Raw genomic sequence first — 12,837 nt, forward strand, 5'->3', positions numbered from 1 at the left:
TATCTCTCGATTCAGGGAACGGTTGATGCCCCTTCTGCATCTGCAACATAACCTATGGATTTCTGTCTGGAAGCCTGCTCTTGTTTCAATTTATCTGGAGTCACGTCATCGCCGTTTGGATCGTAGATGGTGGCATTCAGTAAAATGTCGTTGACCGAACCACGGAAAGTCTGCAAATATTCCTGGCGAAGGCGAATCTGTTCAGCCTGCTCCATCTCCGTCAATCCACATGCTTTGGCTTTTCTCGCGAGTTCATTAATTCGCGTCAATGTTGGAATCATCATCTAGATCTCTCCTCCTATCAATCAATTGAAGATATTTATTTGAGTATATTCTTCAGTTAGTGTTGCTGTCACTTTCATTCAAATTAAATATCTTAATATAAAGATAATTGATTTTATTTCGCTTGTCAACACTTTGTTAATCATGATAAAAACCTGAGTTACTTCGCCTTCAAACGTATCGCTCCTATAAAATTAAAATCAATAAAATCAATAAAAGGTTAGCCCTACGGATAGGATCTCCTGCAGAACTAACCTTTTATTCGAAGTTATGCTTAGAATATATTAGATAAACTTAAGTTGAATTTGAATCTCAGGTATCCCGTGACAGCGGAATCCGGATTTGGCAAGCTATTAGGCAAGCTTTTGTCCGCAGTTCGGACAGAAGTTGGCTCCTTCATTTTTGGCACCACAGTTCGGACAGAAGTTTGGCTTTTTGCCATCACCACCAGAAGACGGAGATTCACCACCCGCATTACTATTCTGCTGTTGACTTTGATTCTGGTTGCTTTGGTTCTGTCCTTGGTTATTTGAATTTTGATGATTGGAGTTCTGGTTGTTCTGGTTCATGTTCTTGAGCATTTCATTCGCCATGTTCATACCCATCATCATACCTGCCATATCCGAGGCTGCACCGCCGCCCTGCACTTTACCGGAGGCAATGCCATCTGTCATACTCACCTGCTGGTACTTTTGCAGATTGCCGATCATCTCGTGGGAGGCCGTTTTGGTGATCATATCCTGAATCTCCTGCGGATAGTTGAAGCTCATCACCTGGAAACCGGTAATGCCGATTCCGATATCCATCAACTGCATATCCAGATCCTCTTGAATACCGCGTGCAATATCCGATGCGTTTGCTTGTAGATTGAACATGTCCTTGCCCTCACGGCTGATCCACTTCATCAACAACTGATCCAGTACAGACGTAATGCGGATTTTGACATCCTCCACCAGGTAGCTCTGTTTGATGCCTGCAATTTTATCGATCAGGGTGACATAGTCACTTACTTTAAAGTTAAACGTTCCGTTCGCCCGAATCGGCATGCCGCCTGGGAGCTGCGGTGTTGGAATCAAGACCGGACTTTGCGTGCCCCAGCGTACGGTGAACTCTTTTGTATTCACAAACAATACCTCAACCCGCATACCGCTGTTGAATCCGAATTTGAATCCTTTTAATGTAGACAGAAACGGAATGATCTCTGAATCGATATTAAACGAACCTTCGTCCTCAAAAATCCCTTCCACTTTGCCGTTATTCAGGAAAATCGCGTCCTGACCCGAACGTATAATCAGCTTACTGCCTTTCTTGATCTCACGATTATTCCACTTCCAGAAGATCATATCATCTCTAAACTCTTCCCATTCCACTACGTTGGAGAACTGATTCCTGAAAAATCCCATGTTTTATCCCGTCCCTTCTATAGTAAAACTATCAGGCTTCATGTGCATCATGCAATCTAATCAACAAATGTTGATGATGTGTCCGGCGATTATAGTTAAAATGATCGGCTGCTGCCGCTATGTGAGTGTCCGCCCGCTGTCGTACCGCCACCACCGCCGCCTCCGCCGTTATTATTATTCTTCTCAATTTTGGTCTTCGTGACCGTTGTGCGAATATATCGATCCTGACGATCAATCACATGAGAGTTATCCGAATCCTCATAAGTCGCGCGGTTCACCGTCACACGTCCGCCCGAACGATAGGTCATGAGGCCAACAACAATACCACCAATCGCTACAGATACAGCAAGCTGAAACCATGTTTTGAATAAAATATTATCCGGGTTCACTCCGGGCTTGAGATCCAGATATTCGTAAGACAGGTTCAAGAACTTCTCAAAAGCGATCCGATAATTTCCGTCTGACAAATCCGAGTAAATTTTGTCCGTAATTTTGACTGCCCTGCTGTTATCAACGTATTCTTCGCCCTTATAAAAACCCGCTGCGTACACTTTACGATGATACATATCCATTGTCAGTATGATGGCATTCCCATGAGGTTTATCATATCCCGGGGCCCGGTTATCATAGAACTCCTCGGTAAGCAGCTCGTCACTTTTCTGCTCTTCATTGTTGGTGGTGTAAATAATCAAGTCCGTCTGCCGCTCCGCTGAATACTGATTCGCTAATGCATTTAATTCATTCCGATCCTGTTCACTTAACAGATTGGCCTCATCGTAGATGAGGTTTTTGTTCTCCGCTGCGGATGCCGATGGTATAGGCAAGATCGGAGCAAGCATGGTCGCTAGAAGTACGATTAGCGAAGCTATCACCACTACAGGTCTTTTTTTGCTCACAGGAATCCGCCTCCCATCATCCACGACACCAGCTTCAGCGACAACAGTGAAACGGCAGAGACACCCGTGAACCATCCGGCCACTTTGGCTTTGCTGATCGGCGGTTTGCCGACCACTTTCCCCGTCTGTCCATTCATGGCAAAGGTGTACTGTTTGTGGTTGTAATCATAGTTGACCATCCATACAGGTAACAGCACATAGTCTGCATTTTTGAGCGAAGTATCGATGTCTTTATTGGTATAGCTCACGCTCGTATATCCCGAAACAGTAGAAGAAATGTACGAATCAATGTAGGATCTCGTTTTATCCTTAGCTCGTGGGAAAAGCTCGTCTTCGGTATAACTGTATTTTTCCGCAATATATCCCGCCAGATACGGGGTTTTGAACAATTTCAATTCATTGTAGGGAAAAGGCTCCAGCTTATCCATCAGCTCGTCATTCATTTTCTCTGATGCATCGATAGGTAGATTCACGTAGTTCAACCGAATTTTACGATAAATATCAAAATGCTGCGTCTCCGTATAATGGTAGTCACCCTGCGTATAGGATCGTACCTTGGTGCCCTGGGCTTGGACCTCAATTCGGTTATGTAAATCATATAGCCAGAATGGTACGTACATGCCGGTAATGCTCTGGATGCGATCAGCAGTCATGAAGCCCCCGGGCGTGAGCAGACCGTTTCTGCACCATTTTTTGAACGCCTGTTTCGCTTGATCTTTATTGATGGAAAACGGAATCACCATCGCCGGAGCCAAATTGCCCGTCAGCCGATCACTCAGCACCACCGCTGCACCGCAGAAACTGCATGTCGTTGCACTTGTCTCCGGTTCGGTCACGATATCTGCTCCGCAACTGTTGCAGTGATACTCCTTTACTTCCCCCTCTGTAAATACCTGTATCTTCAAGGGATCAGGTAACTGCTCAATGTTGTCCTGACGCCCGCAGCTCGGACAGGATAATGCACCGGACACACTATCAAAAATCATGCCACTGCCGCAGTTCGGACATTTATACTCTAATACCGGCATCTGTTCACCTCCGTGTCTAAATCGGATGTCTTACTTCCCTAGCTTCTCCTGAATCGCTGCCAGCTCCTCGTCCGCACTTGGAGCCTTGTTCTCCCTCTCCCTATTACCCGCATCCGCGTTCATATCCCGCTCTAACTGCGCAATCAGTTCATCCAGATCATCTTCCTGTGCGCCTGCGCGAAGCTCTGCAAGTGCCTCAGCTTCGTTAAGCGCCTGATTCGCTTGATCTTCCATCGCTTTAAATGCGGATTCGGCACGACTTGCAGACGCATTACGTTCATTGGTTTGCTGCTGCGCCTTAGCATCAGCCATGCGCCCTTTCAGCTCTGCATGCCTTGCCTCCAACTGCCCCAGATCTGCAACAAGTTTGTCGTTCATAAGTTTCATCATCTGCGCTTTGGCGGAAGCCCGGTCATATGCCGCTTGCAATTCATTGCTTTTGCCCGTCAGCTTCACTTTTTTCTCCAAAAAACCGCGTGCTTTGTCTACATCACCTGACTCCGCCGATTTCTCCGCATAACGCTGCAGCTTGTTCACTTCCGCCTGGCACTCATCCAGTGCCCGCTTCGCCCGATTCTCATCCGACAGTACCGCGGCTGTTTCTGCTTTCACCTGTCCCAAGTCACTGCTCAGGCTGCGCATGTACTCGTTCACCGTTTTCTCCGGATCGTCCGCCCGGTTCAGCATATGGTTCACATTCGCCTTCATCACGTCTCTAAACCTCGATAAGATTCCCACCATTCGTTCCTCCTTCGGGTATGTTCATATGAATATAATACATGAATAACACCGCATACGTTTCATTAAAATGATCCTAAGCTCTGGCTACATCTCCTCAGGCAGGCTCTCCACCGCTGTAAAAAAGACATCCAGCAGCTCCACGCCATACGCAGTCCGCACGTATTCCGTAATCACTGCCACATCCTCTTTTCGCTGATACTCCAGGCACGGACGGCCTTCGCTCCATAGTACTCTGCAAGGGAATCGCTCCACCACACACTGGATAATGTGGTCTGGATCGGAGGCTTTATGTATATGTGGCATATGTCTCGACTCCTTTATATAAATTAGCTTTGATGATCGCAAACGCGCTCTACCTCAGCACTCAGATAAATCCCTTCCCTAACGCTTTAATTTTGAAATACATTTTGTTTGGATTCAGTGCAGTTCGTCACATCGTTCGCCACATCGCTCCAAGGATGTCTTTCCTGTGCAAGTTAGCTATAATAAAGGGATCAATGATTTTATAAAAGGCAGGAAAATTATGCGTACACGAGTTCATTTCATCGCTCCTTATGAATCGATGATTCCTATTATAGAAGAATGCATACCACGCTACCCTGAGCTATCTATTCAGACGGATGTGGGTGATTTGGCAAAAGGGGTAGAGCTGGCCATTCAAGCCGAAAAAAATGGTGCAGACATTATTATTAGCCGTGGCGGAACCGCGCAACTCATTAAACAAGCGGTAACCGTTCCTGTCATCGATGTGCAGCTATCCGGCTATGATATGATTCGCTCCCTCACACTGGCAAGCCAGTTTAACGGACATACGGCTATCGTTGGATTCTCCAACATTACATCTGGCGCACAGTCCATTATCGACCTGATGGATCTGCCGCTCAAAGTTTACACCATACATAGCTCCGAAGAAGTCGCCAGGCTGCTACTGGAGTTGAAGGCCTCTGGGTACCAACAGATTGTCGGTGACGTCATTACCGTGAATACCGCAAAGGCCTACGGTCTGGACGGTTTATTGATTCAATCGGGCACCGAATCTATTCTCAGAGCCATGGAGGATGCACAGCTAGTCTACCGGTATTTAAGCAAAAATCAGACGGTCTCCATCATACTCAATGATCTCGTGACCCAAGAGCATCCGAATCTGCTGATTTTGGGCGAACAGGACGAAGTTGTGTTTGAAAACTGGACTGATTTTGATCATAATCCACTCACCGATAATCACCTATATCTGATGAACACAAGTCTGGAGTTCCACCAATCCAATATTCAGAACGTGTTTATGGTAGACGATTATCAATTGACAGTGCAGGCTTATGAAACCAAGCTGGATAACAAGAGCTACAAGGTGTACCTGCTGGAAAAAGGAGAACCTTACGCTTTTGCACAATTCGGCATCACCACGTTCACCGATTCCTCAATGGAGCCCATCGTTGCCGAATCACCTGCCATGCAGGCCGTATTAAAGAATATCCGCGCACTCTATGCGCATCATGAAGCGATATACTTATTGGGCGAAGCCGACTCTGGTAAATCCTTTCTGGTCAAACATATGCATCAAATGCATGCTGGCGGTGGACTTTTGTTACAAATGGATCTCTCCCAGGTTCCTTCAGGCCATTTGCACAAAATTCCGCTAACCAAGGTGAAAACGGTCGAGCTGAATCAGATCGAATCACGCCTGAACGATCCTGAGCTGCTTACCTTCATCGAGGCCTGTCTCCAAAACAACATCGGCCTGTTTATTCTAAGCGAGCATGTGCCTGATCCGAATTGGGCACTCCAGCTGAAGCTGAACACACTCATGATGCCAAACCTTGCCGAACGTACAGAGGATCTTGAACCGTTGATGCAACACTTTCTGACCGGGTATTATCACAAATACGGCACGACAGCCGTACGAATCAAGGAGGATGCACTACAGTTAATTCGGGATCAGGCCGCACAGATGAACGTCAATCAACTGAAACATCTGATCAAACAAGCTGCGCTGAATGCACCGGATTATGTCATTACGAGTGAAACCTTAATCCGTTTACTTCATCAACAGTCTGCGGCAAATGCAAGCGCAATGAAGCTTGGTGGCACATTAAAAGAAATTGAGCAGGAAGTCATCAAGCGGGTACTACAGGAAGAAAATAATAATCAATCCAAAGCCGCCGAGCGTCTGGGGATTAACCGAGCCACATTATGGCGTAAACTTAAAGATTAACTTTAAGTTTACGCCTTTTTTTGTAGGCTTTTGTTCAAGATCAGCATTCCTTATGCTAGTTCAATGGATAATGGACTGCACATGATATTGTGTTGCATTTTTAAACATTTATACACTTACTTTAAATTTACAATAATTTATTGTTGCTAATTTAAACAACATGAGCTAACATAGTCTCTGCAAGCGCTTAAGAAAACGATTACTTCATAAGGAGCTACGACTATGAACATTAAAGCTACGCTCGATCGCATCCCTGGCGGTATGATGGTTGTTCCCCTGTTGCTAGGTGCAACGATCAATACATTTTTCCCGAATGCCCTGCGCATCGGCGGATTTACAGAAGCGCTCTTTGTTAACAGTGCGAGCACACTCATTGCATTGTTCCTATTAATTGCCGGTACACAGATTACATTCAAAACAGCTGGCTCTTCTGTCGGCAAAGGTTTGACCCTGCTTACGTTCAAATGGGCGATCGGCGCAGGCCTTGGTTTTATTGCTATTTTATTCGCCGACTCAAACGGCTTATTTCTAGGACTTGCCCCGCTTGCCATTATCGCTGCCATGACCAACTCCAACGGCGGTCTCTACATTGCACTAGCGGGACAATACGGTAAAGAAGATGACAAAGCAGCCTACCCGTTCCTCGCACTTAGTGACGGACCCTTTTTAACCATGGTAGCGCTCTCGATCTTTGGTGCGATGGGCTTTGCTAATGGCATGTTCTCTCCGATGTCCTTTGTTGCAGTATTGCTTCCACTGATTGTTGGTGTCATTATTGGTAATCTGGATCGCAATATGGCTGAATGGCTGCACAAAGGCAGTGATAAGCTTGTCCCGTTCTTTGCCTTTGCTCTCGGTATGGGCATCAACTTTTCCTCCATTATCCAAGGCGGACTTGGCGGAATTCTGCTCGGCGTGCTGACCGTGCTTCTGACAGGTGGTATTGGATATCTGCTCTTCAAAGCGATCGGCTGGAATCCCATTGTCGGCGCATCTGAAGGCTCTACAGCGGGTAACGCAGTAGGTACACCGGCTGCCATCGTAGCTGCCAACGCTTCATTCGGCCCGATTGCGGAGATTGCTACGGTACAGATTGCGGCAAGTGTTGTAACCACGGCAATTTTGTTGCCGATCTTTATCGGTTTTCTCTCCAAACGGCTGGAGAAATCGGGTGGCGTCGCCAAATATAATGAACGACCGACCACATAATTAACGGGCACTAATACTGAATAATTTTATTTTTAAATTTTTTACCATACAAGTTGAACTAAACTATTTATTTACACATTAACGGAGAGGACAGAAAAAACCTGAAAAAGCGAAGCTAAAAGCTTTCTGAAAGAAAGCTACATCGGAAGCATAAGCTTCGGCCTTTATCACCGGATTTCCCCCTTTGGAAAAGGGATTCAAGAAATCTGGGGATAACAGCGATAGGAAGGTTATTCTGTCATCGGAGTGATCCGTGTAAACACCTTTGGTTCAATTTATATGGTTAATGTAACAAACGAAAACTAAAGGAGGGATGACTGCATGAAACTGGCCATTATTGCAGATGATCTGACCGGTGCCAATGACAGCGGGGTGCAGCTAGCCCGGCATGGCCTGAAGACAAGTGTTCTATTTAATATGGATGAGGCTTCTCTGGCCTCTTATGATACCGTTGTTTTTGATACAGACAGCCGTTCCGTTGCGGCAGAAGAAGCTTATGATCGTGTGTATCGTGCAGCCAAGCTGCTGATGGATAACGGATTTGATACGCTTTTCAAAAAAATGGACTCCACCATGCGCGGCAATATCGGCATCGAGATTGATGCAGTATATGACGTTGTACAGCCAGACTTTATGATGATTGCTCCGGGTTATCCGAAAAATAACCGCACCATTCGCGAGGGTATTCATTACCTGAACGGTGTACCGCTTGCGGAGACGGAGATTGCCCTTGATCCCAAGACACCTGTGACGATCTCTTACCTGCCCGATCTGCTCAAGGAACAGACGAAATACCACGTGGGTGAGATTACCGTAGGTGATCTGGAAGCGGGACAACAACAAGTACACGCCAAATTGGAGCAGTTTAAACAAAACAACATTCCGTATGTACTAGTGGATTCCACGGAGGAAGCACATTTGGAGCAGGTTTTGCAGATGACACAGGACATGCCGTATACATTTGCTTGGGCGGGTTCAGCAGGGATTGCTAACTATCTCCCGGCTCACTATGAGTTGGAATCCAAATCTGCCGCACTCACGATCCCGGAGAATACGGGCCCCATCTTGACCGTCGTAGGCAGTGTGAATAAAAACTCTCGTGAGCAGTTGTATCGTTTGCTCCGTCAGTCCCGGATCGCGTCCGTATCGTTTCATTCGTTCAAAGCCGTATCGGCAGAAGCAGATCGTACTGCGGAGATGGAGCGTGTCTACAATGAGGTTAGAACTAAAGCGTTGGAGGGACAGGACGTTGTGCTCTACTCCACCGCTGAATCCATCGATATCGAACTGGCAAGAGCAACGGGTGAGAATCGGGGGTTGAATCACACACAAGTCAGCAACGAAATCGTACGTGCGATAGGCGAAATCTGTGCCAGACTGCTCGAAGAGGGCCTTTTCAAAGGGGTGTCCATGACAGGCGGCGATACAGCCAAACAGATCTGTCTAAAATGGAATATCAGCGGATTCGAACTGCTGGATGAGCTTGAAATCGGCGTGCCGATCTCCAGATTTATGGGTATTGAAGATTTATATGTAATTACCAAAGCAGGCGGATTCGGCAAACCGGACGTCTTTATCCGAGCAATTCAAAAATTAAAAGGGGGCATTCTCGTATGAAACCCACAGTAGGTATTACGATGGGCGATGCCGCAGGCATTGGACCCGAGATTATTATGAAAGCACTGGAACATCAAGAGGTGTATGATCAGTGCAACCCGCTTGTGATCGGTGATGCAAAGATTTTGGAGCGTGTACTGCCCGTGATCGGTTCCAACTTGAAAGTAAATGCTATTCAGGAGCCAATCGAAGCAAAATATGAATCTGGTACTGTCGACGTCATCGACCTTAACCTTGTTCCTGCTGATCTGGAGTACGGCAAAGTATCTGCTGTCGCGGGAGATGCGGCATTTCAGTTTCTTGCGAAAGCTATTGATTTGGCGAAAAAGAAACAGATTCACTCGATCTGCACGGCACCGCTTAACAAAGAAGCACTGCATCTGGGAGGCCATCTGTATCCAGGCCATACGGAGATTTTGGCAGACCTGACGGACACCGAGGACTTCTCCATGATGCTCACTACGCCTAACTTGCGCGTCATTCACCTGACCACTCATATGGGCCTGATTGATGCCATCGCAAGCATTAACCCGGAAAGAACCTATACGGTCGTGAAGCTGGCTCATGATACGTTGAAAAAAGCAGGCTTTGACAATCCACGCGTCGCGGTATGCGGGATTAATCCTCATGCCGGAGAGAACGGCCTGTTCGGCAACGGGGAAGAAGAAGAGAAGCTGCAGCCCGGCATTGAGCGTGCGCAGCAGGAAGGCATTAACGTCGTTGGTCCACTTCCAGCGGACACGCTCTTCTTCCGCGCAGGCCGCGGTGACTTCGACATCGTTGTAGCTTGCTATCACGACCAAGGTCATGCCCCAATCAAAGTGATGGGCATTGAGGAAGGCGTGAACATCACGGTTGGCCTGAAAGGCGGCATCATCCGCACATCGGTTGACCACGGCACAGCCTTTGACATCGCCGGCAAAAACATCGCAGACGACAAAAGCATGCTAGCCGCCATTCGTTCCGCCATTGAACTTGCACCGAAAGATTTGGTGTAAGGAGAGTACTATTTTCACGTATACCTATACAGTCATAGTAAAGTTAGAAAAAAGCAAACCCGTTTATTAGCGGGTTTGCTTTTTCTGAATATAATCTATGTAAAACTCAAACGACTATAAAAACGTACGAATTTTGTTCAGACATTCTCTGACAACTTCATCGGAGGCCTTACCAACGGTATCGATTTGACGAGCTTTCAAGTCCAGATTCTTAATTTGATCTGTTAAAATGACCCCATCAAAGTATGACCCTTCTGGCAGCAATACTTCAAACCCCCAGCCTCTTACTGTATGCGTTATAGGACAAACCGAGACAAATCCTGTTGCTTCATTAAATGCTGCTGGCGACAGCACAATAGCGGGCCTTCTACCTGCATGTTCGTGCCCGGTTTGTGGATTGAAATTGATCCAGACTAAATCTCCCCGTTCAGCACTCATTTAGATTAATTCTTTCCCTTCTCTGCCAAAATCAATTTCATCATGGCGATTTTCTGGTTTGCACTGTGCCAGTAATTCTTCCAAGGTCGGCTTTTTCTTCTGAGGTACCACGATAAGTGTGTTATCATCACTTACAATTAAATCAACTTCCGTTCCTTGGTAAACCTCGATTTTTTCGGCAATATGGCTTGGAATTCGAATCCCTAAACTATTTCCCCATTTCTGCACAGTAGTCGACATAGAAAACCCTCCTTGATTCTGAGATTTTGGATTCATTATATCACGCCCCCACCCTTCCGTATACACATAGTATATACATTTGAAGCGGCAATGATACAGATTAAACATCATATAGATAAATCAGGGCAAACCTACTTCATATGCAGGTTTGCCGTTTTATTTTTATATCATTACGCTTCTAACTAAAAATACAGTCGCGATTCCGTTGTTGCCCATTATTAACCAACATGGGCAACGGCTCGAATCTCCACCCATTGTTCCGGGAATGCCAGATAATTCACCCCAATCATACTCCCCGCCGGTCGATGCTCACCAATATATTGTTTAAACATTTCAATAGCAGTCTCCCCGTGCTCCTTCGCCTGGGTCAAGTAAATTTCAACATATGCGAGATTAGACTTTGTTACACCAAACTGTGCTAATACGGTGTCCAAGTTCTCCAATGTCTGTAACACTTGTGCCTGAATATCACCCTCTCCAACAAAGCTGCCTTCTGCGTTGTGAGAAAATTGTCCAGAGATGTACAGCGTATCGTTGACGCAGTAGCCTTGAGAGATGCCATGATCCCAGAGGTTATGATTGTACGTTTGAATTGTTGTCATATGCCTAGCCCCTTTACTTTAATTTAAGGCTAGTATAGACTGGGCAAAAAGATTAGGATAGTACGCACAATAATGATAGGTACTATCTGAAAGGATAGTGTAAACATGGGCATATCCGACTTTGACAGCGAAAATATGGCTATTCAAGATACACCTTTTGGCTACACTATGTCAGTCATCGGTGGAAAGTGGAAGATGATTATTTTATATCTGCTCGCTGCCAAGCAACCGGTTCGTTTCAATGAAATGCAGCGGCAGATTGGAGCAATTACGTACAAAGTTTTAAGCGCACAGCTCAAGGAGCTTGAGGCTGATGGATTAGTTAAGCGCAAGGAGTATCCGCAGATCCCGCCCAAAGTAGAATATTCACTGACATCGAAAGCACAGACACTCTTACCTGTGCTGGAACAGCTGTGCGAGTGGGGCGAAAAGAATCGTTAAAGTGAGTACGTGGATTCCATATCAGTTGATGTCCCATGTTCGGGATGGAGTTGTTCTATGCTAAACTGAGTATATTCAGTGAGATGGGTGGCAGTCGCTGCACCATTTTATGATCACAAGACACGTTTTAAATCATACGAAAGAAGAGATTGTTAATGGGAAGAAAGCAAACATTTACGGAGACAGAGTTGCTGGATATGACCAAAAAATTGGTGCTTGAGCATGGGTACGACGGTTTCCACCTCAAGCTGCTTTCGCAGCATCTCTCTGGAGCTCGAAGTACCATCTATCAATATTATGCCAATAAAGAGGAAATTGTGGCTGCTTGTATGAAACGAGTCATCGCTAATGTATTGGAACATGCATCAGCTGTTGATGAGTCCGACCCATTAAAAGCACTTGAAGAACTGCTTCTCATTTACGTTGAAGAGGCTGCACTTCATCAGCTTCTAGGGGATGCGAGTAAAATTAATACCTCCAATTCTACTGCGGCAGCGAGAGATCTTGAATTTATTGAAGATGCACATCAGACCCTCAAAAATCAATTATCACGTTTGTTTGAACGCGCTCAGCAGGATAAATCTCTCCGCCAAGATATCCCTCTACCTGTACTTATTGGTGTCTTTTTCAACTTGTTTAATACACCTAACATGATGAACTTGCCTACGGCTGATTGGGGCAGACTACTTTTTCAAACGTGGATTGGAGGAGCCAAGAGCTAAGTTTTCTT

15 protein-coding genes are annotated in these 12,837 nt (G+C 45.9%); 6 read left to right on the forward strand and 9 right to left on the reverse strand.

The window, feature by feature from the left end; translation table 11 throughout:
- Positions 1-11: 11 nt before the first annotated feature.
- The 6 genes from ABIE27_RS24385 to ABIE27_RS24410 form a co-directional block, all read right to left on the reverse strand.
- Positions 12-281, reverse strand: a complete 270-nt coding sequence (locus tag ABIE27_RS24385; protein WP_429351821.1) for a DUF896 domain-containing protein — start codon at positions 279-281, stop codon at positions 12-14.
- A gap of 354 nt (positions 282-635) precedes the next feature.
- Positions 636-1,685 carry an SPFH domain-containing protein gene (locus ABIE27_RS24390; protein ID WP_123066210.1) on the reverse strand — a complete coding sequence of 350 codons (1,050 nt, stop codon included), beginning with the start codon at positions 1,683-1,685 and terminating at the stop codon, positions 636-638.
- Between the two features lie 95 nt (positions 1,686-1,780).
- The gene (locus ABIE27_RS24395) at positions 1,781-2,581 is read right to left on the reverse strand and encodes a TPM domain-containing protein (protein ID WP_429351717.1); all 801 of its coding nucleotides are present in this window, start codon (positions 2,579-2,581) and stop codon (positions 1,781-1,783) included.
- Positions 2,578-3,609, reverse strand: a complete 1,032-nt coding sequence (locus ABIE27_RS24400; RefSeq protein WP_123066209.1) for a TFIIB-type zinc ribbon-containing protein — start codon at positions 3,607-3,609, stop codon at positions 2,578-2,580. Before ABIE27_RS24400 ends, ABIE27_RS24395 begins: the two co-directional genes overlap by 4 nt.
- 30 nt (positions 3,610-3,639) lie before the next feature.
- Entirely contained in the window at positions 3,640-4,347 is a 708-nt protein-coding gene (locus tag ABIE27_RS24405) for a PspA/IM30 family protein (protein WP_429351718.1), read from the reverse strand.
- An 87-nt stretch (positions 4,348-4,434) separates the two neighbouring features.
- A complete protein-coding gene (locus ABIE27_RS24410; protein WP_429351719.1) occupies positions 4,435-4,653 on the reverse strand; it encodes a hypothetical protein in 219 nt (72 codons plus the stop codon).
- 166 nt (positions 4,654-4,819) lie between these two features.
- Between ABIE27_RS24410 and ABIE27_RS24415 the strand changes: the two genes are divergently transcribed.
- From ABIE27_RS24415 to pdxA, 4 genes are all read left to right on the forward strand, one after another.
- Positions 4,820-6,562: a PrpR N-terminal domain-containing protein gene (locus ABIE27_RS24415; RefSeq protein WP_429351720.1), complete on the forward strand. Its 1,743-nt coding sequence runs from the start codon at positions 4,820-4,822 to the stop codon at positions 6,560-6,562.
- 222 nt (positions 6,563-6,784) lie between these two features.
- A complete protein-coding gene (locus ABIE27_RS24420; protein WP_123066206.1) occupies positions 6,785-7,771 on the forward strand; it encodes a 2-keto-3-deoxygluconate permease in 987 nt (328 codons plus the stop codon).
- Between the two features lie 321 nt (positions 7,772-8,092).
- A complete protein-coding gene (locus ABIE27_RS24425; protein WP_123066205.1) occupies positions 8,093-9,388 on the forward strand; it encodes a four-carbon acid sugar kinase family protein in 1,296 nt (431 codons plus the stop codon).
- Positions 9,385-10,386, forward strand: a complete 1,002-nt coding sequence (pdxA, locus tag ABIE27_RS24430; RefSeq protein ID WP_429351721.1) for a 4-hydroxythreonine-4-phosphate dehydrogenase PdxA — start codon at positions 9,385-9,387, stop codon at positions 10,384-10,386. Before ABIE27_RS24425 ends, pdxA begins: the two co-directional genes overlap by 4 nt.
- A gap of 114 nt (positions 10,387-10,500) precedes the next feature.
- Here the strand turns inward: pdxA and ABIE27_RS24435 are convergent, their stop codons facing one another.
- The 3 genes from ABIE27_RS24435 to ABIE27_RS24445 all read right to left on the reverse strand — a co-directional run bounded on the left by ABIE27_RS24435 (position 10,501) and on the right by ABIE27_RS24445 (position 11,666).
- Positions 10,501-10,824, reverse strand: a complete 324-nt coding sequence (locus ABIE27_RS24435) for a type II toxin-antitoxin system PemK/MazF family toxin (protein WP_429351722.1) — start codon at positions 10,822-10,824, stop codon at positions 10,501-10,503.
- Positions 10,825-11,064 (reverse strand): AbrB/MazE/SpoVT family DNA-binding domain-containing protein, encoded by a 240-nt coding sequence (locus ABIE27_RS24440; RefSeq protein WP_240037094.1) that lies wholly within the window; start codon positions 11,062-11,064, stop codon positions 10,825-10,827. It lies immediately after the preceding gene.
- A 218-nt stretch (positions 11,065-11,282) separates the two neighbouring features.
- Complete coding sequence (locus tag ABIE27_RS24445) at positions 11,283-11,666, reverse strand: RidA family protein (RefSeq protein ID WP_123066201.1); 384 nt, start codon at positions 11,664-11,666, stop codon at positions 11,283-11,285.
- A 105-nt stretch (positions 11,667-11,771) separates the two neighbouring features.
- Between ABIE27_RS24445 and ABIE27_RS24450 the strand changes: the two genes are divergently transcribed.
- Both ABIE27_RS24450 and ABIE27_RS24455 read left to right on the forward strand, forming a co-directional pair.
- Entirely contained in the window at positions 11,772-12,107 is a 336-nt protein-coding gene (locus ABIE27_RS24450) for a winged helix-turn-helix transcriptional regulator (RefSeq protein WP_123066200.1), read from the forward strand.
- A gap of 155 nt (positions 12,108-12,262) precedes the next feature.
- Positions 12,263-12,829, forward strand: a complete 567-nt coding sequence (locus ABIE27_RS24455; protein ID WP_123066199.1) for a TetR/AcrR family transcriptional regulator — start codon at positions 12,263-12,265, stop codon at positions 12,827-12,829.
- The last annotated feature ends 8 nt before the right edge of the window (positions 12,830-12,837 follow it).

The organism is Paenibacillus sp. 4624 (assembly GCF_050435065.1).
Classification (GTDB): Bacteria; Bacillota; Bacilli; order Paenibacillales; family Paenibacillaceae; genus Paenibacillus; species Paenibacillus amylolyticus_D.

What these genes read in the sequence shown, in the direction of transcription:
- ABIE27_RS24400 (WP_123066209.1), bottom strand. Translation starts at nt 3,609, where the DNA reads ATGCCGGTATTAGAGTATAAATGTCCGAACTGCGGCAGTGGCATGATT.
- pdxA (WP_429351721.1), top strand. Translation starts at nt 9,385, where the DNA reads ATGAAACCCACAGTAGGTATTACGATGGGCGATGCCGCAGGCATTGGA.
- ABIE27_RS24390 (WP_123066210.1), bottom strand. Translation starts at nt 1,685, where the DNA reads ATGGGATTTTTCAGGAATCAGTTCTCCAACGTAGTGGAATGGGAAGAG.
- ABIE27_RS24445 (WP_123066201.1), bottom strand. Translation starts at nt 11,666, where the DNA reads ATGACAACAATTCAAACGTACAATCATAACCTCTGGGATCATGGCATC.
- ABIE27_RS24425 (WP_123066205.1), top strand. Translation starts at nt 8,093, where the DNA reads ATGAAACTGGCCATTATTGCAGATGATCTGACCGGTGCCAATGACAGC.
- ABIE27_RS24420 (WP_123066206.1), top strand. Translation starts at nt 6,785, where the DNA reads ATGAACATTAAAGCTACGCTCGATCGCATCCCTGGCGGTATGATGGTT.
- ABIE27_RS24455 (WP_123066199.1), top strand. Translation starts at nt 12,263, where the DNA reads ATGGGAAGAAAGCAAACATTTACGGAGACAGAGTTGCTGGATATGACC.
- ABIE27_RS24410 (WP_429351719.1), bottom strand. Translation starts at nt 4,653, where the DNA reads ATGCCACATATACATAAAGCCTCCGATCCAGACCACATTATCCAGTGT.
- ABIE27_RS24440 (WP_240037094.1), bottom strand. Translation starts at nt 11,064, where the DNA reads ATGTCGACTACTGTGCAGAAATGGGGAAATAGTTTAGGGATTCGAATT.
- ABIE27_RS24435 (WP_429351722.1), bottom strand. Translation starts at nt 10,824, where the DNA reads ATGAGTGCTGAACGGGGAGATTTAGTCTGGATCAATTTCAATCCACAA.
- ABIE27_RS24450 (WP_123066200.1), top strand. Translation starts at nt 11,772, where the DNA reads ATGGGCATATCCGACTTTGACAGCGAAAATATGGCTATTCAAGATACA.
- ABIE27_RS24385 (WP_429351821.1), bottom strand. Translation starts at nt 281, where the DNA reads ATGATTCCAACATTGACGCGAATTAATGAACTCGCGAGAAAAGCCAAA.